Origin of the sequence: Pseudomonas sp. MWU347 (assembly GCF_017947305.1) — a bacterium.
GTDB classification, from domain to species: domain Bacteria; phylum Pseudomonadota; class Gammaproteobacteria; order Pseudomonadales; family Pseudomonadaceae; genus Aquipseudomonas; species Aquipseudomonas putida_A.
Genome location: NZ_JAFGZB010000002.1, coordinates 325,408 through 349,219, shown reverse-complemented (window position 1 = coordinate 349,219; position 23,812 = coordinate 325,408). Strand labels below are relative to the sequence as shown.

Here is a 23,812-nt window from a genome sequence, read left to right as displayed (position 1 = left end):
AGGGTGGTGTCGATTATGGATTCGGCACAGCACGTTCAGGTCGGCGCAACGCCCGAGCATCCCCCAATCAGTCCCCTCTCCCTCCGGGAGAGGACTAGGGTGAGGGGCTCTTGATTTTCAGGCATAAAAAAGCCCCGCACTTCTTTCGAAGGCGGGGCTTTTTGGGGCGCATTGATCAGAACAGATCGATCGGTGCCTGCTCATCCGCCGGCAGCGGGCTGCCCGGTACGGTGCCGTTGCCCAGTTCGTTCACCGAAGGCGGCGTGTCTTCCGACTTGAACAGTTCGAAGTAGGCGCCCGGCGTGCTCGGCGTCGCCGCGCGACCGCTGACCGGATCCACCCGCAGGCTGAGGATGCCTTCCGGCTCAGGCTGTACGTGCGGCGGCTTGTCCTTGAGCGCGGCAGACATGTAGTTCATCCAGATCGGCAACGCCACGGTGCCGCCGAACTCGCGGCGACCGAGACTTTCCGGCTGGTCGAAACCGGTCCACACGGTGGTCACGTAATCGGCGTTGTAACCGGAGAACCACGCATCCTTCGATTCGTTGGTGGTACCGGTCTTGCCGGCGATGTCGCTGCGGCCCATGGCCAGTGCGCGGCGACCTGTGCCGAGCTTGATCACGTCCTGCAGCATGCTGTTGAGGATGTATGTGGTGCGGCCATCGACGATCCGCTCGGCCACGGCCGGCGCTTGTGGCGCAGTGGCAGCGCCCGGTGCTTCACCCGGAATCGGAGCGGCGTTGACGGTGATCGACTGAGGTGTCGGCGCCGCGATGCCATCGGTCGCCGAGCCACCCTGTGGCACGGTCGGCGGGTTGGCGACGAACAGCGTGTCGCCGTTGCGGCTTTCGATCTTGTCGATGATGTACGGGGTGATCTTGTAGCCGCCGTTGGCAAAGGTGCTCCAGCCGGTAGCGATTTCCATCGGGGTCAGGGTCGCGGTGCCCAGTGCCAGCGACAGGTTCGGCGGCAGGTCCTGCTTGTTGAAGCCGAAACGGGTGATGTAGTCGATGGTCTTGCCCACACCCATCGCCTGCAACAGGCGGATCGACACCAGGTTACGCGACTTGTACAGCGCCTCGCGCAGACGGATCGGGCCGAGGAAGGTGTTGGTGTCGTTCTTCGGCCGCCAGACCTTGTCCAGGTACTCGTCGACGAACACGATCGGCGCGTCGTTGACCAGGGTTGCGGCGGTGTAGCCGCTGTCCAGCGCAGCGCTGTAGACGAACGGCTTGAAGCTCGACCCCGGCTGACGCTTGGCCTGCAGGGCGCGGTTGTAGTTGCTCTGCTCGAAGGCGAAACCGCCGACCAGCGAGCGAATCGCGCCGTTCTGCGGATCCAGCGATACCAGCGCGCCTTGCGCCTGCGGGATCTGGCTGAATTTCAGCGAATTGTTCGGCTGACGCTGCACGCGAATCAGATCGCCGACCTGCGCCACATCCGACGGCTGACGCGGTGCGGCGCCCATGCTGTTGGTGTTGAGGAATGGTCGCGCCCATTTCATGGTGTCCCAAGCGACGTGTTCTTCGCCGGTACGGGTCAGCACCTGCAAGCCATTCTTGTCGACCTGGGTAACGATGGCCGGCTCCAGGCTGCTGATGGTGCGCTGCTTGGTCAGCTCGGTCGCCCAGGCTTCGTGAGTCTTGCCCGGCAGGCGCGACTCGGGTCCGCGGTAGCCATGGCGCTGATCGTAGGTCATCAAGCCTTCGTGCAGCGCGGTGTTGGCCATTTCCTGCAGGTTGCTCGGCACCGTGGTGGTGACGCGGAAACCTTCGGTGTAAGCGTCGCTGCCATAGCGACCGACCATTTCGGCACGGGCCATTTCGGCGATGTACGGTGCGTTCACTTCCGGGGTCGGCACGTGATAGCTGGCGTTCAGCGGCTCGTTGATCGCGGCGGTGTAGTCAGCCTCGGAAATCTTTCCGAGCTTGTACATGCGTCCGAGAATCCAGTCGCGGCGCTCCTTGCTGCGCGCCGGGTTGGCCAGCGGGTTGAAGCGCGACGGGGCTTTCGGCAGGCCGGCGATCATCGCCATCTGCGCCAGGCTGACATCACGGATCGACTTGCCGTAATACACCTGCGCCGCCGCCTCGATGCCGTAGGCGCGGTTACCCAGATAAATCTTGTTCACGTACAGCTCGAGGATCTCGTCCTTGGTCAACTGCCGTTCGATCTGCAGGGCCAGAAGAATCTCGGTGGTTTTGCGCGAGAAGCTGCGTTCGCTGGTCAGGAAGAAGTTCTTCGCCACCTGCATGGTGATGGTGCTGCCGCCGGACTGAATGTGCCCGCTTTTGACCAGTTGGGTCGCGGCGCGCATCAGGCTGCTCGGATCGACGCCATAGTGGTTGGCGAAATTGTCGTCTTCAGCACTTAGTAACGCATTAATGAAATTGGGTGGAATGTCGGCGAAACGGATCGGAGTACGGCGCATTTCGCCAAATTCTGCGATCAACTTGTTGTCGCTGCTGTAGACCCGGAGCGGAATCTGCAACTGAATGCTTCTCAGCGCCTCCACAGACGGCAAACCCGGACTAAGGTAAAGAAACGCGCCGCTGAGACCTAAAAGCAGTCCGCAGAAAACGGCGACGATGGACCAACCGAAAAATTTCAGCAGACGAATCAAGGCTTTTGAACATCCAGGGCAAAGAATGAATTGGGCGGCAGGGTTCCGGTAACACACAGAACAGCCTGGGCCGGCAGTAAAAAGCGGAAAAAAACGCTGGGCATTATAAGCACTTTTCTGCTGGGGGCGTCATTTGCGCTTCTGTCAAGACGGGGTGAAGGAACGCAATGCGTATTACAGAGTCCGTAACTCACGGAAAGTCATAGGGAATTGGTAGTGCTGGGACTCTTCAAGAAAAAGACCAATACGTTACTGGGGATCGACATCAGCTCCACTTCGGTGAAGCTGCTGGAGTTGAGCCGTCAGGGCGATCGCTACCGGGTCGAGGCCTACGCGGTAGAGCCGCTGCCGCCCAACGCCGTGGTCGAAAAGAACATCGCCGAGCTCGAAGGCGTGGGCCATGCCTTGTCCCGGGTGCTGGTCAAGGCACGCACCGGGCTCAAGAGCGTGGCGGTGGCGGTGGCCGGTTCTGCGGTGATCACCAAGATCATCGAGATGGACGCCGGACTGACCGATGATGAGCTGGAAAACCAGCTGAAGATCGAAGCCGACCAATACATTCCCTATCCACTGGACGAAGTCGCCATCGATTTCGAAGTCCAGGGCGTGTCGCCGCGCAACCCGGAGCGCGTCAGCGTGCTGCTGGCCGCCTGTCGCAAGGAAAACGTCGAAGTCCGCGAAGCGGCGCTGGCGCTGGCGGGGCTGACCGCGCGCGTGGTCGATGTCGAGGCCTATGCGCTGGAGCGCTCGTTCGGCCTGCTCGCTACTCAACTGGCAGCCTCGCAGGAACGCCTGACCGTGGCGGTGGTGGACATCGGCGCGACCATGACCACCCTCAGCGTCCTGCACAACGGCCGCATCATCTATACCCGTGAGCAGCTGTTCGGTGGCAGGCAGCTGACTGAGGAGATCCAGCGCCGCTACGGCCTGACCGTCGAGCAGGCCGGGCTGGCGAAAAAGCAGGGCGGTCTGCCGGACGACTATGTCAGCGAGGTATTGCAACCGTTCCGTGATGCTCTGGTGCAGCAGGTCTCGCGCTCGTTGCAGTTCTTCTTTGCCTCCGGGCAGTACAACGCGGTCGATCACATTCTGCTGGCCGGCGGCACCGCCTCGGTGCCGGGGCTGGATCGGCTGATCGAACAGCGTCTGGGCACCCCGACCCAGGTCGCCAACCCGTTTTCCGACATGGCCTTGAGCAGCAAGGTCAACGCCGGAGCCCTGGCCAGTGACGCGCCGGCCCTGATGATTGCTTGCGGGCTCGCGCTCAGGAGTTTCGACTGATGGCGCGGATCAACCTTCTCCCCTGGCGTGAGGAACGTCGCGAAGAGCGGCGCAAACGCTTTCTGCTGATCCTGATCGGGGTGTTCGTCGGTTCGGTGGGCGCAGTGTTCATCGCCGATCAGATCTTCAGTACCGCCATCGAGCGGCAGGCAGCACGCAATGACTACATTGGCAAACAGATCGCCGTGGTCGACGAACGGATCAAGCAGATCAGCGAACTCAAGGCACGGCGCCAGCAACTGGTCGAGCGCATGCGCATCATCCAGGACTTGCAGGGCAACCGGCAGATCAGCGGACGAATCTTCGATCAACTGGCGCGCACGCTGCCGGACGGAGTGTATTTCACCAGCGTGAAACTGGTCGGCAAAACGCTGTCGATCAGCGGCGCGGCGGAATCGAACAATCGCGTCTCGGAGCTGATGCGCAATCTGGACGCTTCCGACTGGTTCGATGCGCCCAGCTTGAACGAGGTGAAAGCGACGACCGCCGGTCAGGTGGATCAGGCCAACGTCTTTCAGCTGACTGTGCGTCAGACCCAGCCAGCCGTGACGGAGGGCGACAAATGAAGCCGTCCGAATGGCTGCAAAGTCTGCGCAATATCGACTTCAACGATCTGGACACCAGCAATATCGGCTCCTGGCCGGCCGCGGTGAAAACTATCGCGGGAGCATTGCTGGCGGTGCTGGTGTTGGCGCTTGGCTATAACTTTTTCATCAGCGACATGGAAAACCAGCTGGAAGCCAAGCGTCAGGAAGAGGACACCTTGAAGGAGCAGTTCGCCAGCAAGGCGCACATGGCTGCCAACCTGGAGCTCTACACCCAGCAGATGAAGGAGATGGAGACCTCCTTCGGCGTGCTCCTGCGGCAGTTGCCCAGCGACACCGAGGTCCCGGGATTGCTCGAGGACATTACCCGTACCGGGCTGGGCAGCGGTCTTGAATTCGAAGAGATCAAGCTGCTGCCGGAGGTGACCCAGCCGTTCTACATCGAGCTGCCGATCCAGATCACTGTCACCGGGGCTTACCACGACCTCGCGACCTTCGTCAGTGGCGTCGCCGGGTTGCCACGGATCGTCACCTTGCACGATTTCGAACTGGCACCGGCCAATCCCGACGGCGGGACGAAGCTGCGCATGAGCATCCTCGCCAAGACCTACCGCTATAACGACAAGGGGTTGGACAAATGACCCCGATCCGTTATTTCGCCCTGTCAGTGCTGGTGCTCGGCCTCAGTGGTTGCGGCAGCAGTGACGAATTCAGCGACCTCGACGCCTACATGAACGAAGTGCGTCTGCGCCCGGCCGGCAAGATCGAGCCGACGCCGACCTTTCATTCCTATCCCACCTTTACCTACAGCGCGGCCAACCTGCGCAGCCCGTTCTCGCGCCAGGTGCGCGTCGATCTGGCCGGGCAGCAGCGTGGCTCGCGCAACGTCAAACCCGACCCCAACCGGGTCAAGCAATACCTCGAAGGTTTCAACATCGAGCAGTTTGAAATGGTCGGCACGATCTCCAATGCCAGCGGCTCCTTTGCCTTGCTGCGCGGGGCGGGTGCAGTGCATCGGTTGAAAGTCGGCGACTACCTGGGGCGCAACGACGGGCGCATTGTCGCCATCAGCGCCACTCAGGTCGATGTGGTCGAGATCGTGCCCGACGGCGAAGGCGCCTGGCTGGAACGTCCGCGCACCATTCCTTTGAAAGAGCACTCATAGTGGAAGTCGAACAATGAACAGGATTTTCTCCACCCTCGGTTTTTCGCTATGGATAGCGCTGCTTTCACCGATGGTTCAGGCGGCCAGCCTCAAGACGCTGGATGTCGCGGCGTTACCGGGTGATCGCATCGAGTTGAAGCTGTCGTTCGACAGCCCGCCACCGCAACCCAAGGGCTACACTACCGAATCGCCGGCGCGAATCGCCCTGGATCTGCCGGGTGTCGCCAGCCAACTGACGAGCAAGACCCGCGATCTGGGCAGCGGTAACGCGCGAACCGCCACAGTGGTGGAAGCCAACGACCGCACGCGCCTGATCATCAGCCTGACGCAACTGACGTCCTACACCTCGCGGGTCGAGGGCAACAATCTGTTCGTAGTGGTCGGGCAGGGCGCCAAGCCTGCTGCGCCACGGCCAGCCGCTGTTGCGCCACGACCGGTCGCGGCTCCAGCGCCGGCGAAGGCTTATACCCCCGTCGCCAAAACCATTCGTGGTGTCGACTTCCAGCGCGGCACTGCGGGGGAGGGCAACGTGGTCATTGACCTTTCGGACCCGACCATCGCCCCGGACATCCAGGAGCATGACGGCAAGATCATCCTGAGCTTTGCTCGCACGCAGTTGCCCGACAGGCTGCGGGTGCGCCTCGACGTCAAGGACTTCGCCACGCCGGTGCAGTTCGTCAACGCTGCCGCCACCGGTGATCGTGCGGTCATCACCGTCGAACCCAGCGGCACGTTCGACTATTCCACCTACCAGACCGACAACAAACTGACCGTCAGCATTCGCCCGATGACGGTCGATGACCTGCAAAAGCGCAACGCTGACCGCAACAGCTACAGCGGCGAAAAGCTTTCGCTGAATTTCCAGGACATCGACGTGCGCTCGGTGCTGCAACTGATCGCCGATTTCACCAACCTCAATCTGGTGGCCAGCGATACCGTGCAGGGCGGGATCACCTTGCGTCTGCAAAACGTGCCGTGGGATCAGGCGCTGGACCTGGTGCTGAAAACCAAGGGGCTGGATAAACGCAAGATCGGCAACGTGTTGCTGGTGGCGCCGGCCGACGAAATCGCCGCCCGCGAACGCCAGGAACTGGAGTCACAGAAACAGATCGCCGAACTGGCGCCGCTGCGCCGCGAGCTGCTGCAAGTGAATTACGCCAAGGCCGCGGACATCGCCAAGCTGTTCCAGTCGGTGACCAGCGCCGAGGCGAAAATCGACGAGCGTGGCTCGATCACTGTCGATGAGCGCACCAACAACATCATTGCCTACCAGACCCAGGATCGCCTCGACGAACTGCGGCGGATCGTGGCGCAACTGGATATTCCGGTGCGTCAGGTGATGATCGAGGCGCGGATCGTCGAGGCCAACGTCGATTACGACAAGAGTCTGGGCGTGCGCTGGGGCGGTTCGATCCAGAACAAGGGCAACTGGAACACCTCGGGGGTCAGCAATGGCTCGTCGACCACCATCGGCACACCGGGCAGTACCAGTACCAACTCGCCGTTCGTCGACATGGGCACGGTGGGTAATACCTCGGGGATCGGCATCGCCTTCATCACCGACAATGTGCTGCTCGATCTTGAGCTGACCGCCATGGAGAAGACCGGCAACGGTGAGATCGTCTCGCAGCCCAAAGTGGTCACCTCCGACAAAGAGACGGCGAAGATCCTCAAGGGCACCGAGATTCCGTATCAGGAAGCCAGCTCCAGCGGCGCGACGTCGGTGTCTTTCAAGGAGGCTTCGCTGTCGCTGGAAGTGACGCCGCAGATCACCCCCGACAACCGCATCATCATGGAGGTCAAGGTCACCAAAGACGAACCGGACTACCTGAACAAAGTGCAGGATGTACCGCCGATCAAGAAGAACGAGGTCAACGCCAAGGTGCTGGTGAACGACGGCGAGACCATCGTGATTGGGGGCGTTTTCTCAAATACTCAAAGCAAGGTCGTAGATAAGGTGCCATTTCTTGGCGATGTGCCGTATCTTGGCCGCCTTTTCCGGCGTGATGTGGTTTCGGAGAAAAAATCCGAGCTGCTGGTATTTCTCACTCCGCGTATCATGAATAACCAGGCGATTGCTGTGAGTCGTTGATTCTGTGCGAAATTTGATTCTTGTAGGACCGATGGGCGCTGGAAAAAGCACCATCGGCCGGTTGCTGGCCAAAGAGCTGCGCCTGCCGTTCAAAGATTCCGACAAGGAAATTGAACTGCGCACGGGCGCCAATATCCCGTGGATCTTCGACAAGGAAGGCGAGCCCGGCTTTCGTGACCGTGAGCAGGCGATGATCGCCGAGCTGTGCGCGTTCGACGGCGTGGTGCTGGCGACCGGTGGCGGCGCGGTGATGCGTGATGCCAACCGCAAGGCCCTGCACGCGGGCGGACGGGTGGTATATCTGCACGCCTCCGTCGAGCAGCAGGTCGGGCGTACGTCGCGCGATCGCAATCGTCCTTTGCTGCGCACCGCCGATCCGGCGAAAACCCTGCGAGACCTGCTCGAGATCCGCGATCCGCTCTATCGAGAGATCGCCGATCTGGTGGTTGAAACCGACGAACGGCCACCGCGCATGGTGGTGCTCGACATTCTCGACCGTCTGGCGCAGCTGCCACCCCGTTAAAGCGCCGCCGGAAATGCGCTATCCTCGGCGTCCTGTCACAGCCGCCGAGGTTGTGGCGGATGGCGTGCGAGCGGCGTCAGATTCGCTATAGGCCGCAGACAACCAATAATTCAGGGCAGGACGCCTGCTTCCATCTTCACTGTGGGGACACATGCAGACACTCAAGGTCGATCTAGGCGAGCGCAGCTACCCGATTCATATTGGCGAAGGTTTGTTGGATCAGCCCGAGTTGCTGGCGCCGCATATCCATGGGCGGCAAGTGGCAATCATCTCCAACGAGACCGTTGCGCCGCTCTATCTCGAACGTCTGACCCGCAGCCTTGCGCAGTTCTCGGTGATCTCGGTGGTGCTGCCGGACGGCGAAGCCTTCAAGAACTGGGAAACCCTGCAACTGATCTTCGACGGCCTGCTGACTGCCCGTCACGACCGCCGCACCACGATCATCGCCCTCGGCGGCGGTGTCATTGGTGACATGGCCGGTTTTGCCGCCGCTTGCTACCAGCGCGGCGTCGACTTCATCCAGATTCCTACCACGCTGCTGTCCCAGGTCGATTCGTCGGTGGGCGGCAAGACCGGCATCAACCACCCGTTGGGCAAGAACATGGTCGGCGCGTTCTATCAGCCGAACGTGGTGCTGATCGATACCGCGTCCCTGAAAACCCTGCCAGAGCGTGAGCTGTCCGCCGGTCTGGCCGAAGTCATCAAGTACGGTCTGATCTGCGACGAGCCGTTCCTGGCCTGGCTCGAAGACAACGTCGACGCTCTGCGCGCGCTGGACCAGAAGGCTCTGACCTACGCCATCGAGCGTTCCTGCGCGGCCAAGGCGGCAGTGGTCGGTGCCGATGAGAAGGAAACCGGCGTGCGCGCCACGCTCAACCTCGGCCACACCTTCGGCCACGCCATCGAGACCCACATGGGCTATGGTGTCTGGTTGCATGGTGAGGCGGTGGCCGCTGGCACCGTGATGGCGCTGGAGATGTCCGCGCGTCTGGGCTGGATCAGCGAGCAGGAACGTGATCGCGGCATTCGTCTGTTCCAGCGTGCCGGTCTGCCGGTGATTCCGCCGGAAGAAATGACCGAAGCCGATTTTCTCGAACATATGGCAATTGATAAAAAAGTGATCGACGGTCGTCTGCGCCTGGTGCTGCTGCGCCGGATGGGCGAAGCGGTGGTGACCGCCGATTATCCGAAAGAGGTTCTACAGGCCACGCTGGGAGCGGATTACCGCGCTCTGGCTCAGCTTAAAGGTTAATAAGATTCCGATGACTAGTTTGCATGCCGACGAGGCGTTCCTCGGCCATTTCCAGTTAAGTCACGACCCTTTCGCGCCGCGGGTGCCGGGCTTCAAATTCTTCCCGGCCCAGCGCAAACCGGTGCTGGGGCAATTGCACCACCTGGCGCGTTATAGCCAGTTGCTGCTGGTGGTCACCGGGCCGCAGGGCAGCGGCAAGACCTTGCTGCGTCAGGCGCTGGTAGCCAGCACCAACAAGCAATCGGTGCAAAGCGTTGTCGTGTCGGCCCGTGGAGCTGGCGATGCCGCCGGCGTGCTGCGTCAGGTGGCTCAGGCACTGAACGTGGCTCAGGCCGAAGTTGGCGCGATTCTGGATCAGGTAGTGCAACTCGCGCTTACCGGCCAGGAGGTCTATCTGCTGGTGGATGACGCCGAGCAGCTCGACGAATCCGCCCTCGAAGCGCTGATGGCGCTGGGTGCCGGGGCACCGGAAGGTCGCCCGCATGTGTTCCTGTTCGGTGAGTCGTCGCTGATCGCGCAACTGGAGGCCTTGCACCTCGAGGAAGAGCGCTTCCACGTCATCGAACTGCAGCCTTATACCGAAGAAGAGACCCGCGAATATCTCGACCAACGGCTCGAAGGTGCGGGCCGGGGTGTCGAACTTTTCACCGCGGATCAGATCTCTGAGATTCACGAAAGCGCCGAGGGTTGGCCTGGCAACATCAACCAGGTCGCTCGCGATGCACTGATCGAAGTCATGATTGCCAGCCGCTCTGCGGTCAAGCGTCCAAGTATGGGGTTCAACATGCCGAAGAAACACGTATTGGCGATATCCGCCGTCGTTGTGGTCGCGGTCGCCGCCGCCTGGCTGATGCCGGGTCGCAACAAGGCGCCAACCACTGGCGCACCCGCCAACGAACAGGCACAACTGCCATTGGGTCAGGGCGCCAAGGGTGGCGCACCGAACGTCGAGTTCGCCGGCAATACTCAGCCGATGCCGCTGCCGCTGGTCGGCAACTCGCAGCCGGTGATGCGCGGCCCGTTGGCTGAAGCCGCAGGCGGCATCACTGAAGGTGACGACGGCGTACCGGTCGAAGGTTCCAGCGCGACGCCGCCGACCGTAACGACCTCCGCACCACCGGCAGGTGTCCCGGCCGGCCCGGCTCCGACGCCAGTACCTGTTCCGGCGGCCAAGCCGACCCCGGCACCGACTCAGGTCGCCACCGCCAAGCCTGCTCCGGCAGCGCCAGCGGCCAAACCGGCTCCGGCTCCGGCCAAGCCTGTTGCGGCTGCCAAACCGGCCGAGAAGCCGGTTACCGTGGCCAAGGCTGCCAGTGGCAGCTGGTACGCCGGTCAACCGACCAGCAACTACGTGGTGCAGATCCTCGGCACCAGCTCCGAAGCGACCGCGCAGAACTTCGTCAAGGAGCAGGGCGGCGAGTACCGTTATTTCAAGAAAGTCCTCAACGGCAAGCCTCTCTACGTGATCACCTACGGCAACTTCGCCAATCGTGAAGCAGCCGTTTCTGCCATCAAGGCCTTGCCAGCGAAGGTTCAGGCTGGTAAACCTTGGCCTCGCACTGTCGCCAGCGTCCAACAGGAACTGGCAACAACTCGCTGAAGATTCGGCGGCCTTACCCAGGCCGCCTCTCCAAGCACCTCAAAATTTCTACGAGTGCGCGCCGTCTCTACAGACCGCGTGCCTTGTGGTGTCTGCGTCACAGTAGTCTTTGAGTCGTTGCAGTCAGAATTAAAAAAGTTTTGACTAGCACAGCAGATCGCTTTAAACCTTTCACAAATGCGACATAGATTTGCGACATTTCGTCGTCAAATTTGTGAGCGTCTGTGTCGCTGTGTACAATGACCACCCTTTTGCTCCCGCAAAGCCGGCGTACGTTCGGCGCGGCAAGCAAGTGGTTGAATTGAAAAGAAATTTGCCTCGTAAAGAGGCAGCCTGGTGAGAAAGTGTCTATGAAAGCAGGTCTGTACCAACCAGATGAATTCAAGGATAACTGCGGTTTCGGCCTGATAGCCCATATGCAGGGCGAGCCCAGTCATACCCTTTTGCAAACGGCCATCGAGGCCCTGACCTGCATGACCCACCGCGGTGGGATTAATGCCGACGGCAAGACCGGTGACGGTTGCGGTCTGCTGATTCAAAAGCCTGACGCGTTCCTGCGGGCGATGGCCCAGGAAAACTTCAGCGTCGAACTGCCCAAGCAATATGCCGTGGGCATGGTTTTCTTCAACCAGGATCCGGCCAAGGCCGAAGCCGCTCGCGAGAACATGAACCGCGAGATCCTCGCTGAAGGCCTGCAACTGATCGGCTGGCGCAAAGTGCCGATCGACACCAGCGTCCTCGGCCGACTGGCCCTCGAGCGCCTGCCGCAGATCGAGCAGGTGTACATCGGCGGTGAAGGCCTGAGCGATCAGGACATGGCGGTCAAGCTGTTCAGCGCCCGTCGTCGCTCGTCGGTGGCCAACGCCGCCGACACCGACCACTACATCTGCAGCTTTTCGCACAAGACCATCATCTATAAAGGCCTGATGATGCCGGCCGACCTGGCCGCGTTCTATCCGGACCTGGGTGACCAGCGCCTGCAAACCGCGATCTGCGTGTTCCACCAGCGCTTCTCCACCAACACCTTGCCGAAATGGCCGCTGGCCCAGCCATTCCGCTTCCTCGCCCACAACGGTGAGATCAACACCATCACTGGTAACCGTAACTGGGCACAGGCCCGTCGGACCAAGTTCACCAACGATCTGATGGATCTGGAGGAGCTCGGCCCGCTGGTCAACCGTGTCGGTTCCGACTCCTCGAGCATGGACAACATGCTCGAACTGATGGTCACCGGTGGCATCGACCTGTTCCGTGGCGTGCGGATGATCATTCCGCCTGCGTGGCAGAACGTTGAAACCATGGACCCGGATCTGCGTGCGTTCTACGAGTACAACTCGATGCACATGGAACCGTGGGACGGCCCAGCCGGCGTGGTAATGACCGATGGTCGTTACGCGGTGTGCCTGCTCGACCGTAACGGTCTGCGCCCGGCGCGCTGGGTCACCACCACCAACGGTTTCATCACCGTTGCGTCAGAAATCGGCGTCTGGAACTACCAGCCGCAAGACGTGATCGCCAAGGGCCGTGTCGGCCCGGGCCAGATCCTCGCCGTGGACACCGAAACCGGGCAGATCCTCGACACCGACGCGATCGACAACCGTCTGAAGTCCCGTCATCCGTACAAGCAATGGTTGCGCAAGAATGCCCTGCGCATCCAGGCGACCATGGAAGACAACGACCACGGTTCGGCGTTCTACGACGTCGATCAGCTCAAGCAGTACATGAAGATGTATCAGGTCACGTTCGAAGAGCGCGACCAAGTGCTGCGTCCGCTTGGCGAACAGGGCTACGAAGCCGTTGGCTCGATGGGCGACGACACGCCGATGGCCGTGCTGTCGCAGCGCGTGCGCACGCCGTACGACTATTTCCGCCAGCAGTTCGCGCAGGTCACCAACCCGCCGATCGACCCGCTGCGTGAAGCGATCGTGATGTCGCTGGAAATCTGCCTCGGGGCCGAGCGCAACATCTTCCAGGAATCGCCGGAGCACGCCTCGCGCGTGATTCTCAGCTCGCCAATGATTTCGCCGGCCAAGTGGCGCTCGCTGATGAACCTCGACCGCCCGGGTTTCGAGCGGCAGATCATCGACCTCAATTACGACGAAAGCGTCGGCCTCGAAGCGGCGATCCGCAACGTTGCCGATCAGGCTGAAGAAGCCGTGCGCGCCGGGCGTACCCAGATCGTCCTGAGCGACCGCCATATCGCCCCGGGCAAACTGCCGATCCACGCTTCGCTGGCGACCGGCGCGGTGCACCACCGCCTGACCGAAAAAGGCCTGCGCTGCGATTCCAACATCCTCGTGGAAACCGCGACCGCACGCGATCCGCATCACTTCGCGGTGCTGATCGGTTTCGGCGCCTCGGCGGTCTATCCATTCCTGGCCTACGAAGTGCTGGGCGACCTGATCCGTACCGGTGAAGTGCTGGGCGACCTCTATGAGGTGTTCAAGAACTACCGTAAGGGCATCACCAAAGGCCTGCTGAAGATTCTGTCGAAGATGGGCATCTCGACCATCGCCTCGTACCGTGGTGCGCAGCTGTTCGAAGCCATCGGCCTGTCCGAAGAAGTGTGCGAGCTGAGCTTCCGTGGCGTGCCGAGCCGCATCAAGGGTGCGCGTTTCGTCGACATCGAAGCCGAGCAGAAAGCCCTCGCTACCGAAGCCTGGAGCCCGCGCAAACCGATCCAGCAGGGCGGTCTGCTGAAGTTCGTCCACGGCGGCGAATATCACGCTTACAACCCGGACGTGGTCAACACCCTGCAAGCCGCCGTGCAGCAGGGCGACTACGCCAAGTTCAAGGAATACACCTCGCTGGTGGACAACCGTCCGGTGTCGATGATTCGCGACCTGTTCAAGGTCAAGACCCTCGACAAGCCGCTGGACATCAGTGAAATCGAGCCGCTGGAATCGGTGCTCAAGCGCTTCGACTCCGCCGGTATCTCGCTGGGCGCACTGTCGCCGGAAGCGCACGAAGCCCTGGCCGAAGCCATGAACCGCCTCGGTGCGCGTTCCAACTCCGGCGAAGGCGGCGAAGACCCGGCGCGCTACGGCACGATCAAGAGCTCGAAAATCAAGCAGGTCGCGACGGGCCGTTTCGGTGTCACCCCGGAATACCTGGTCAACGCCGAAGTGCTGCAGATCAAGGTCGCTCAGGGCGCCAAACCGGGCGAGGGCGGGCAACTGCCGGGCGGCAAGGTCAACGGGCTGATCGCCAAGCTGCGTTACGCAGTGCCGGGCGTGACCCTGATTTCGCCACCGCCGCACCACGACATCTACTCGATCGAAGACTTGTCGCAACTGATCTTCGACCTGAAACAGGTCAACCCGAAGGCACTGGTTTCGGTGAAACTGGTCGCGGAAGCGGGCGTCGGCACCATCGCCGCCGGTGTGGCCAAGGCCTATGCGGACTTGATCACCATCTCCGGCTACGACGGTGGCACCGGTGCTTCGCCGCTGACCTCGATCAAATACGCCGGCGCTCCGTGGGAACTCGGCCTGGCTGAAACCCACCAGACCCTGCGCGGCAACGACCTGCGCGGCAAAGTCCGGGTGCAGACCGACGGCGGCCTGAAAACCGGCCTCGACGTGATCAAGGCCGCGATCCTCGGCGCCGAAAGCTTCGGCTTCGGTACAGCGCCAATGATTGCCCTGGGCTGCAAATACCTGCGCATCTGCCACCTGAACAACTGCGCCACCGGCGTTGCGACGCAGAACGAGAAGCTGCGCAAGGATCACTACATCGGTACCGTCGACATGGTGGTGAACTTCTTCACCTACGTCGCCGAAGAAACCCGTGAGTGGCTGGCCAAGCTTGGCGTGCGTTCCCTCGAAGAGCTGATCGGCCGCACCGATCTGCTGGAAATCCTCGAAGGCCAGACCGCCAAGCAACATCACCTGGATCTGACTCCGCTACTGGGCAGCGATCACATCCCGGCGGACAAACCGCAATTCTGCGGCGTTGAGCGCAACCCGCCGTTCGATCAGGGCCTGCTGGCCGAGAAAATGGTCGACATGGCGACGTCGGCGATCAACGACCTCAGCGGTGCCGAGTTCGAACTGGACATCTGCAACTGCGACCGTTCGATCGGCGCGCGGATCTCCGGCGAAATCGCGCGCAAGCACGGCAATCAGGGCATGTCCAACGCGCCGATCACCTTCCGCTTCAAAGGCACGGCCGGTCAGAGCTTCGGCGTGTGGAACGCTGGTGGTCTGCACATGTACCTGGAAGGCGACGCCAACGACTACGTCGGCAAAGGCATGACCGGCGGCAAGCTGGTCATCGTGCCGCCGAAGGGCAGCGTCTATCAGACTCAGAACAGCGCCATCATCGGCAACACCTGCCTGTACGGCGCCACCGGTGGCAAGCTGTTCGCCGCCGGCACCGCGGGCGAGCGTTTTGCCGTGCGTAACTCCGGTGCCCACACGGTCGTGGAAGGCACTGGCGATCACTGCTGCGAGTACATGACCGGTGGTTTCGTCTGCGTCCTGGGCAAGACCGGTTACAACTTCGGCTCTGGCATGACCGGCGGTTTCGCCTACGTGCTCGATCAGGACAACACCTTCGTTGACCGGGTCAACCACGAACTGGTGGAAATCCAGCGGATCAGCGGCGAGGCGATGGAAGCCTACCGCAGCCACCTGCAGAACGTGCTGAACGAGTACGTCAAGGAAACCGAGAGCGAGTGGGGTCGTGAACTCGCCGAAAACCTTGATGACTACCTGCGCCGTTTCTGGCTGGTCAAGCCTAAGGCTGCCAACCTGAAATCGTTGCTTTCCAGCACTCGTGCCAACCCGCAGTGATATGCGCCTGAAGAGTTTGATGAGGTTTTAACAATGGCTGAACGTCTGAATAACGACTTCCAGTTCATCGATGTCGGGCGCAAGGATCCGAAGAAGAAACTGTTGCGTCAACGCAAGAAAGAGTTCGTCGAGATCTACGAACCGTTCAAACCCCAGCAGTCGGCCGACCAGGCCCACCGCTGCCTGGGTTGCGGCAACCCGTATTGCGAATGGAAGTGCCCGGTGCACAACTTCATTCCCAACTGGCTGAAGCTGGTGGCCGAGGGCAACATCCTCCAGGCCGCCGAGCTGTCGCACCAGACCAACACCCTGCCGGAAGTCTGCGGCCGGGTGTGCCCGCAGGATCGGCTGTGCGAGGGTGCCTGCACCCTCAACGACGGTTTCGGCGCGGTGACCATCGGTTCGGTCGAGAAGTACATCACCGACACCGCATTCGCCATGGGCTGGCGCCCGGACATGTCCAAGGTCAAACCGACCGGCAAACGTGTCGCGATCATCGGTGCCGGCCCGGCGGGTCTGGGCTGTGCCGACGTGCTGGTGCGTGGCGGTGTGACCCCGGTGGTGTTCGACAAGAACCCGGAAATCGGCGGTCTGCTGACCTTCGGCATTCCCGAGTTCAAGCTTGAGAAGACCGTGCTGAGCAATCGTCGCGAAGTCTTCACCGGCATGGGCATTGAGTTCCGCCTCAACACTGAGGTCGGCAAGGACGTGACCATGGAGCAACTGCTCGCCGAATACGATGCGGTATTCATGGGCATGGGCACCTACACCTACATGAAGGGCGGTTTTGCCGGTGAGGACCTGCCGGGCGTCTACGACGCGCTGGACTTCCTGATTGCCAACGTCAACCGCAACCTGGGCTTTGAAAAGTCGCCGGAAGATTTCGTCGACATGAAAGGCAAGAAGGTCGTGGTACTCGGTGGTGGCGACACGGCGATGGACTGCAACCGCACCTCGATCCGTCAGGGCGCCAAGTCGGTGACCTGTGCTTATCGTCGTGACGAAGCGAACATGCCCGGCTCGCGCAAAGAGGTGAAGAACGCCAAGGAAGAAGGCGTGAAATTCCTCTACAACCGCCAGCCGATCGCCATCGTTGGCGAAGACAAGGTTGAAGGCGTAAAAGTGGTCGAGACCCGTCTCGGCGAACCGGACGCCCGTGGCCGCCGCAGCCCCGAGCCGATCCCGGGCTCCGAAGAGATCATCCCGGCCGACGCCGTGGTCATCGCGTTCGGTTTCCGCCCGAGCCCGGCACCGTGGTTCGAACAGTTCGAAATCCAGACCGACAGCCAGGGCCGCGTCGTCGCGCCTGAGCACGGTCAGTACAAGCACCAGACCAGCAACCCGAAAATCTTCGCCGGTGGCGACATGGTGCGCGGTTCCGACCTGGTGGTAACGGCAATCTTCGAAGGCCGCAATGCCGCCGAAGGGATCCTCGATTACTTGGGCGTCTGATTACATTTCAGCCTGAAATGCGATCAGAAATGTGGGAGCGGGCTTGCTCGCGAAGGCTTTGTATCAGTCACCCGATGTATTGACTGACGCACCGCTTTCGCGAGCAAGCCCGCTCCCACACTGGTTTCTGTGCGCTCAATACAGCGCAATAAATTGACCCGATAGACAAAAGGCTGACCTGCATCCGTGCCTTTTGCGTCGCGCTCTGAGAAAATGCCCGCACTTTTTTTCCGGATGCCGACATGACTGCCCTGAAGAACGACCGTTTCCTCCGCGCCCTGCTCAAGCAACCCGTTGACGTCACCCCGGTGTGGATGATGCGCCAGGCCGGCCGCTACCTGCCTGAATACCGCGCCAGCCGTGCCCAGGCCGGTGATTTCATGAGCCTGTGCATGAATCCGGAATTCGCTTGCGAAGTCACAATGCAACCGCTCGACCGCTACCCGCAACTGGACGCGGCGATCCTGTTTTCCGACATCCTCACCATTCCCGATGCCATGGGCCAGGGCCTGTACTTCGAGACCGGTGAAGGCCCGCGCTTCAAGAAAGTCGTCAGCACCCTGGCCGACATCGAAGCGTTGCCGATCCCTGATCCGCACAAAGACCTCGGCTACGTGATGGACGCGGTCAGCACCATCCGCCGCGAGCTGAACGGCCGTGTGCCGCTGATCGGCTTCTCCGGCAGCCCGTGGACCCTCGCCACTTACATGGTTGAAGGCGGCTCGTCGAAAGACTTCCGCAAAACCAAGGCGATGCTCTACGACAACCCGCAAGCCATGCACCTGCTGCTGGACAAGCTGGCGCAGTCGGTGACCTCGTACCTCAACGGCCAGATCCAGGCCGGCGCGCAAGCGGTGCAGATCTTCGATACCTGGGGCGGCAACCTGTCGGCGGCGGCGTACCAGGAGTTCTCCCTGGCGTACATGAAGAAAATCGTCAGCGGCCTGATCCGCGAGCACGACGGTCGCAAAGTGCCGGTGATCCTCTTCACCAAGAACGGCGGCCTGTGGCTGGAAAGCATCGCCGAGGCCGGCGCCGACGCACTGGGCCTGGACTGGACCTGCGACATCGGCAACGCTCGCGCCCGTGTCGGCGACAAGGTCGCGCTGCAAGGCAACATGGACCCGACCGTGCTCTACGCCAAACCTGAAGCGATCCGCACTGAAGTCGGTCGTATTCTGGCCAGCTATGGCAAAGGCAGTGGCCACGTGTTCAACCTGGGTCATGGCATCACTCCGGAAGTCGACCCAGAGCACGCCGGTGCGTTCCTGCGCGCGGTGCATGAACTGTCGGCGCAGTATCACGAGTAAGATTTTGACACGACCGCCCGAATGCAATGTTCGGGCGGTAATTGATTTTTTATGTTTAAGTTGAAAGTGCAATAAACCTTGTTCGTAAAGATTGTTTACTTTGTGCAGTTTCTGTTAATGGTTTTCTCGTTGACGTTGATAATTAAGAGCCTTGTAATGGCGCCACTTGTTTATCAGGATGGTTGCAATGAAAAGGGTTGGATATTCGCGTCTCCAGATTGCTTTGCACTGGATATCTGCGGCAGTAATTTTATGGGCTCTATTGTCTGGCTTCTATGTGTCAGTCATTAAAGTTGCAGCGGAAACAAAATCGATAGTCGGATTTATAAATGTTTCGGTGACGGCTTTATTTATTCCGGTATTTATACTGAGATTGTATATTTCTGTCAGAGGCTCTCATACCTCTCGCGAGGTGGCCAGGCCCTTTATGGAGTGTCTGGCGAGCTGGATGCATAAGTCTATTTATCTGATGACGGCGGTTGTCTTGCTCACAGGAATATTAATGATGGATCGACCGATCAATATATTTGATCTGGTTCTTATTCCGGCGCCGCTGAACGATCTACAGTGGATTGATCGGTTCTTCGTCATCCATGTTTGGGCGTGCGTGATGTTACTGGTTCAAGTAGCGCTACACATCGCAGCCGTTATCAAACACGAAATGTGTGGGCGCCGAATCCTGAAAAAAATGGTGTTCTGACTCAAGCGGGAGCGCTGCCACCGAGGGGCGGCAACTTCGCCAGTTTCAACGCCACCAACAGCGCGATCATCAACAGGGCGCCAATAAACAGGCCGATGCCATTCCACCCGCCGAGATGCCAGAACACCCCGCCAGCCGTGCCGGCAATACTCGACCCGGCGTAATAACTGAATAGGTACAACGACGACGCCTGGCCCTTGGCCTTGGTCGCACGCCGGCCGATCCAGCTGCTCGCCACCGAGTGCGCGCCGAAGAAGCCGAAGGTGAAGATCAGCATGCCGACGATCACCAGCAACAGCGGCGTGAACATAGTCAGTGCAAGGCCGGCGAACATCAGTGCGATGGTTGCCCACAGCACTTTGCGCCGCCCCAGTTTGTCCGCCAGCGAACCGATTTTCGCCGAACTGTAGATGCCCGACAGGTACACCACCGACAGCAAACCGACGAACACCTGATCGAGGTTGTACGGCGCGGCCAGCAGGCGATAACCGATGTAGTTGAACAGGGTGACGAAGGCGCCCATCAGCACGAACGCTTCAAGAAACAGCAGCGGCAGGCCGGCGTCGCGAAAGTGCATGGTGAAGCCATCAAGCAGGCTGCGTGGATGCAGTGAGCGTGAGCGGAAGTTGCGCGATTCGGGAAGGATCTTCCAGAACACCGCCGCTGCGACCAGCGCCAGACCGCCAATCACCAGCATCGCCGTGTGCCAGCTGACGAAGTCGATCAACACTCCGGTGATCAAGCGTCCGCTCATCCCGCCAATCGCGTTACCGCCGATGTACAGGCCCATCGCCAGACCGATGTGCTGCGGGTGGATTTCCTCACTCAGGTAAGTCATCGCCACGGCCGCCAGGCCGCTCAGTGACAGGCCGATCAGCGCACGCATGATCAGCACGCCGTGCCAGCTCGGCATCATCGAGCTGGCGATGGTGCACAACGCGGCGGCGAACAGTGCCGCGACCATCACCGGTTTGCGTCCGACCCGGTCGGAGATCGGCCCGGTGATCAGCAGACCGAAGGCCAGCATGCCGGTCGCCACCGACAGAATCAGGCTGCTCTGCGCGGCGTTGATCGAATATTCGTGGGACAGCAGCGGCATCATCGGCTGCACGCAGTACAGCAGGGCGAAGGTCGCGAAGCCGCCGCTGAACAGCGCCAGCACCGTGCGCATGAACATCGGTGTACCTTTTTCGATGTAGATCTCCTGCAGCTCGGCGATGACATCGTCCGTCGCGGCAGGCGGAACTTCATGGGCAAGAGGGGCGGCGGCGGTTTTCACATCAGACCTCGGAGGGCACGGCCAGGCAGGCAATGAAAAAATCATATAGCTGGCTAATGTTTCTATCCAATATATTGTTCGACCTGTTTGATAGCTATAACGACCTAATGGGGTTTCCATGGAATTGCGTCATCTGCGCTACTTCATCGCCGTCGCCGAAGAACTGCATTTCGGCCGCGCCGCACAGGTGCTGGGGATCTCTCAGCCACCACTGAGTCAGCAGATTCAGGCGTTGGAGCAAGAGGTCGGCGCGCGGTTGTTCGAGCGCACCAATCGTCGGGTCGAGCTGAGCGAGGCCGGCCGATTGTTTCTGCAGGAGGCGCGACTGGTGCTGGCGCAGGTCGACAAAGCGGCGGACGTTGCCCGGCGTGCGCAACTCGGCGAACTGGGCGAATTGAAGATTGGCTTCACCTCGTCGGCGCCGTTCAACTCGACCATTCCCCAGGCGATTTTTGCTTTTCGCCAGCGTTTCCCGGCAGTGCATCTGAACCTGCGGGAGATGAGCAGCACCATGGTCGCGGACGCGCTGGTGGATGAGTCGATCGAAGTCGGCATCATGCGTCCGCTGGGTCTACCGGATTCGCTGAGTGTGGTGGAGCTGATGCGTGAGCCGCTGGTGGCGGTGCTCGGCTCCAAACATCCGTTGGCGCAAGGCAGCGAGGAAGGGCTGTTCCTCTCGGCGCTGGCGCTGGAGCCGTTCGTGTTCTTTCCGCGCAGCTACGGCAGCGGGCTGTATGCGCAACTGCTCAGTCTGGCCCGCGATGCCGGATTCAGTCCGCACTTCGCCCAGGAGGCCGGTGAGGCGATGACCATCATCGGACTGGTCGCAGCGGGGCTGGGGGTTTCGGTGTTGCCGGCGTCGTATCAGCGGATGCGCATTGACGGTGTGGTCTATCGACCACTGCTCGATCCGGAGGCGGTGTCGGCGGTGTGGCTGGTGCAGCGCAAGGATCAGAAATCGCCGATGGCCAAGGCGTTCGTCGAGCTGCTGACGCGCAAGGTTGAGCCTTCAAGTGGGTGATGGCTACCGGCCTCTTCGCGAGCAAGCCCGCTCCCACAACTGGAATGCAGTCCCCTGTGGGAGCGGGCTTGCTCGCGAAGGCGCCCGCCCAAACACCACACCTCTCAGGGCAACCGCACCAGATCCCCCTTCAACGCCACCCGCGTCACAAACACCCCGGCCCGGCACTCATAAGTATTCAAATCCTTGCGCACATGCTGGTCGTAATAACTGACGATATTGACCACCGCATTCGCCCCGACCCGCTTGGCGTCGGCCTGTAACTTGATCAGGTTCGACTGCAGCACCCACTCGCAGGAATCGTGATCGCTCTTGTTGAAACCGTTGGTGCGCAAATCACTGATCACATCCCGGCGCAACAACTGCTGCGTGCCCTGCGGCCCGTTGCCGATCAGATAGAACTTCACACTGCCATCCAGCCGCCCGGCGCGAATCGCATCCGAGAGCACGGTTTCGAACGGCATGTACATCAGGTTGGTGGCGTGGCTGGCGCTAGGCAATAACCCGAGGAGCGTGGCGGCGATCAGGGCTTTCACTTGCATGGTCATCTCCTTGACGGTGAAAGAGAACCGCGAGTGCTCGAACAATGGGCTCGCCGTTCTGGCTGGCGATGGTTGAGACCCGCAGGACGAGTGTAGTTGTCGTTCAGGTGATGAGAGGAGTCAGCCCTTTACATTTCTGGTAACGGAACTGCTTTAGGGAAAGTTGCGGTAAATGCGCAAAATCAGTTCTTTTTAGTGAGTGCCATGGATGCCACTTCTCTATCAGCCCAAGGAGGGCAGTGTTCTGATCTGTGATTTCAGAGGTTTTGAAGTACCGGAGATGGTCAAAATCAGGCCCGTGGTGGTGATACGCAAGCACCGATCCAACAGTTTGTTGGTGACTGTGGTGCCATTGAGTACAACTGCGCCGGATTGTGTGCTGGAGCATCATCTGGAGCTCGCCAGCCATCTTCAAGGTGCCAGTTCAACCTGCTGGGCAAAATGCGACATGGTAGCGACGGTCAGTCTTGCGCGACTGGACAGGATCAGAAGTAAAAACCGTCACGGAAAGCGTGTTTACTTGATTTCACATCTTGCAACAGACGAGTTTTACGCCATCAAGACTGCGGTTAGAAAGGCCTTGGGCGTGTAGTAGCCGTTGAGAGGGTGCATCGAAGCCAATTGCCATCCATTGCTGGTAATGACATTTCAGGCAATACTGCCGGCGTTCCCGAAAGGGGCTTGTGAGACTCTGAGGATCCTGGGCAACCAGCCATCACAGAGCCAGACAGGTGGAAGGGCGATGACAAGCCAACCTGTTTGTGAAAGGGCGCCGCAAGGCGCCCTTTGTCGTTTCTACTGTCAATCAATCGACGTGGGCCAAATCCCCACGCAACGCCACGCTCGACACCACCAGGCCGGCGCGGCACTGGAATTTCTCGGTGTCTTTGTACAGGTCGCGCTGGTCGACGCTGGCGATGTTGATCACGGCGTTAGCGTCGGCTTTTTTCGCGGCGTTCTGCAGGGTGGCGAGGGCCGACTGCAGCGCCCAGAAGCAGGCGTCGGCGTCGGATTTGTTCGAGCCGTTGGTTTTGCGGCTGCTGCTGACGGTGTCGAGTTTGCGCACCTGTTTAGGCAGGGTTTCGCCGGCCAGGTAGAACTTCACACTGCCGTCGAGCAGGCCGGCGTCGGTGGCGCGTTTGACGCCCTCGCGAAAGCTCAGGTAGGTCGGTTCGTCGGCGCCTTGCTTGACGATGCCCAAGTCGTTGACGAACTCGATGTCCGGGTTGATCGACAGTTCCTTGAGCACGTTGTCGCGCAGGCGGTTGACCCAGCGGTTGTAGTTGCCGTGGATCTTGCCGTCCTTGGCGTCGAGGCCGTAGCTGCTGCGGTAGTCGATTTCAAACGAGGTCGGGCTGAACGGGATGTCGACTTCGGCGTGGTGACGGCCGCGTACGGTAATCGCCGCTTTGATCATGCCCGGACGCACCGACTGCACGACCCACTGGCGATCATTGAGCGCGGTGACGATGGCGCGGCTCATCTGTTGCTGGGTGAAGCCGAGGTTGGGCGAGAACTCTTCCTTGGCGTTGTAAACCGGTTTGCTGGTGCAACCGCCGAGCACAAAGGCCAGGGCCAGCAGGGCGGCGATGCGGTGAAACTGAGTCATTCCCTTCACTCCAAACGTGTTG

At 60.6% G+C, this 23,812-nt stretch carries 18 protein-coding genes; 14 read left to right on the top strand and 4 right to left on the bottom strand.

All coding sequences use genetic code 11. The features are described 5' to 3' along the window. Nucleotides 1-175: 175 nt before the first annotated feature. On the bottom strand, nt 176-2,623 hold the full coding sequence (locus KCG87_RS05115) for a penicillin-binding protein 1A (protein WP_210556780.1): 2,448 nt from the start codon (nt 2,621-2,623) through the stop codon (nt 176-178). Nucleotides 2,624-2,839: 216 nt separating this feature from the next. On the opposite strand from KCG87_RS05115, the gene KCG87_RS05110 reads away from it, so the two are divergent. From KCG87_RS05110 to KCG87_RS05055, 12 genes are all read left to right on the top strand, one after another. Further along, entirely contained in the window at nt 2,840-3,904 is a 1,065-nt protein-coding gene (locus tag KCG87_RS05110; RefSeq protein ID WP_096794691.1) for a pilus assembly protein PilM, read from the top strand. Beyond that, entirely contained in the window at nt 3,904-4,470 is a 567-nt protein-coding gene (locus KCG87_RS05105) for a PilN domain-containing protein (RefSeq protein ID WP_210556779.1), read from the top strand. The genes KCG87_RS05110 and KCG87_RS05105 overlap by 1 nt, the downstream gene beginning before the upstream one ends. Then, nucleotides 4,467-5,090, top strand: coding sequence for a type 4a pilus biogenesis protein PilO (gene pilO, locus KCG87_RS05100; protein WP_098966813.1), 624 nt, complete (start codon nt 4,467-4,469; stop codon nt 5,088-5,090). The genes KCG87_RS05105 and pilO overlap by 4 nt, the downstream gene beginning before the upstream one ends. Then, entirely contained in the window at nt 5,087-5,614 is a 528-nt protein-coding gene (locus tag KCG87_RS05095) for a pilus assembly protein PilP (RefSeq protein ID WP_098966815.1), read from the top strand. The genes pilO and KCG87_RS05095 overlap by 4 nt, the downstream gene beginning before the upstream one ends. A 13-nt stretch (nt 5,615-5,627) precedes the next feature. Beyond that, nucleotides 5,628-7,706, top strand: a complete 2,079-nt coding sequence (gene pilQ, locus KCG87_RS05090; RefSeq protein ID WP_139053557.1) for a type IV pilus secretin PilQ — start codon at nt 5,628-5,630, stop codon at nt 7,704-7,706. Nucleotides 7,707-7,710: 4 nt separating this feature from the next. Further along, on the top strand, nt 7,711-8,229 hold the full coding sequence (gene aroK, locus KCG87_RS05085) for a shikimate kinase AroK (protein ID WP_027611316.1): 519 nt from the start codon (nt 7,711-7,713) through the stop codon (nt 8,227-8,229). Between the two features lie 151 nt (nt 8,230-8,380). Beyond that, nucleotides 8,381-9,481, top strand: a complete 1,101-nt coding sequence (aroB, locus tag KCG87_RS05080) for a 3-dehydroquinate synthase (RefSeq protein WP_210556778.1) — start codon at nt 8,381-8,383, stop codon at nt 9,479-9,481. Between the two features lie 10 nt (nt 9,482-9,491). Further along, nucleotides 9,492-11,081, top strand: a complete 1,590-nt coding sequence (locus tag KCG87_RS05075) for an AAA family ATPase (RefSeq protein WP_210556777.1) — start codon at nt 9,492-9,494, stop codon at nt 11,079-11,081. A 350-nt stretch (nt 11,082-11,431) separates the two neighbouring features. Continuing rightward, entirely contained in the window at nt 11,432-15,877 is a 4,446-nt protein-coding gene (gltB, locus tag KCG87_RS05070; protein WP_210556776.1) for a glutamate synthase large subunit, read from the top strand. A gap of 33 nt (nt 15,878-15,910) precedes the next feature. Continuing rightward, nucleotides 15,911-17,329 carry an FAD-dependent oxidoreductase gene (locus KCG87_RS05065; RefSeq protein WP_134785249.1) on the top strand — a complete coding sequence of 473 codons (1,419 nt, stop codon included), beginning with the start codon at nt 15,911-15,913 and terminating at the stop codon, nt 17,327-17,329. Nucleotides 17,330-17,571: 242 nt separating this feature from the next. After that, the gene (gene hemE / locus KCG87_RS05060; RefSeq protein WP_047290897.1) at nt 17,572-18,639 is read left to right on the top strand and encodes a uroporphyrinogen decarboxylase; all 1,068 of its coding nucleotides are present in this window, start codon (nt 17,572-17,574) and stop codon (nt 18,637-18,639) included. 187 nt (nt 18,640-18,826) lie between these two features. Then, nucleotides 18,827-19,339 carry a cytochrome b/b6 domain-containing protein gene (locus KCG87_RS05055; RefSeq protein ID WP_210556775.1) on the top strand — a complete coding sequence of 171 codons (513 nt, stop codon included), beginning with the start codon at nt 18,827-18,829 and terminating at the stop codon, nt 19,337-19,339. Between the two features lies 1 nt (nt 19,340). On the opposite strand, the gene KCG87_RS05050 is transcribed toward KCG87_RS05055, so the two are convergent. Further along, nucleotides 19,341-20,618 (bottom strand): MFS transporter, encoded by a 1,278-nt coding sequence (locus KCG87_RS05050; protein WP_134785250.1) that lies wholly within the window; start codon nt 20,616-20,618, stop codon nt 19,341-19,343. 118 nt (nt 20,619-20,736) lie between these two features. On the opposite strand from KCG87_RS05050, the gene KCG87_RS05045 reads away from it, so the two are divergent. Then, nucleotides 20,737-21,639, top strand: coding sequence for a LysR family transcriptional regulator (locus KCG87_RS05045; RefSeq protein ID WP_134785251.1), 903 nt, complete (start codon nt 20,737-20,739; stop codon nt 21,637-21,639). A gap of 104 nt (nt 21,640-21,743) precedes the next feature. Here KCG87_RS05045 and KCG87_RS05040 read toward each other — a convergent pair whose 3' ends face one another. Beyond that, a complete protein-coding gene (locus KCG87_RS05040; RefSeq protein WP_210556773.1) occupies nt 21,744-22,181 on the bottom strand; it encodes an excinuclease in 438 nt (145 codons plus the stop codon). 208 nt (nt 22,182-22,389) lie between these two features. Here KCG87_RS05040 and KCG87_RS05035 point away from each other — a divergent pair, with 208 nt between their 5' ends. After that, nucleotides 22,390-22,773 (top strand): type II toxin-antitoxin system PemK/MazF family toxin, encoded by a 384-nt coding sequence (locus tag KCG87_RS05035; protein WP_098966829.1) that lies wholly within the window; start codon nt 22,390-22,392, stop codon nt 22,771-22,773. A gap of 213 nt (nt 22,774-22,986) precedes the next feature. Here KCG87_RS05035 and KCG87_RS05030 read toward each other — a convergent pair whose 3' ends face one another. Continuing rightward, entirely contained in the window at nt 22,987-23,790 is an 804-nt protein-coding gene (locus tag KCG87_RS05030) for a hypothetical protein (protein WP_027611326.1), read from the bottom strand. Between the last annotated feature and the right edge of the window lie 22 nt (nt 23,791-23,812).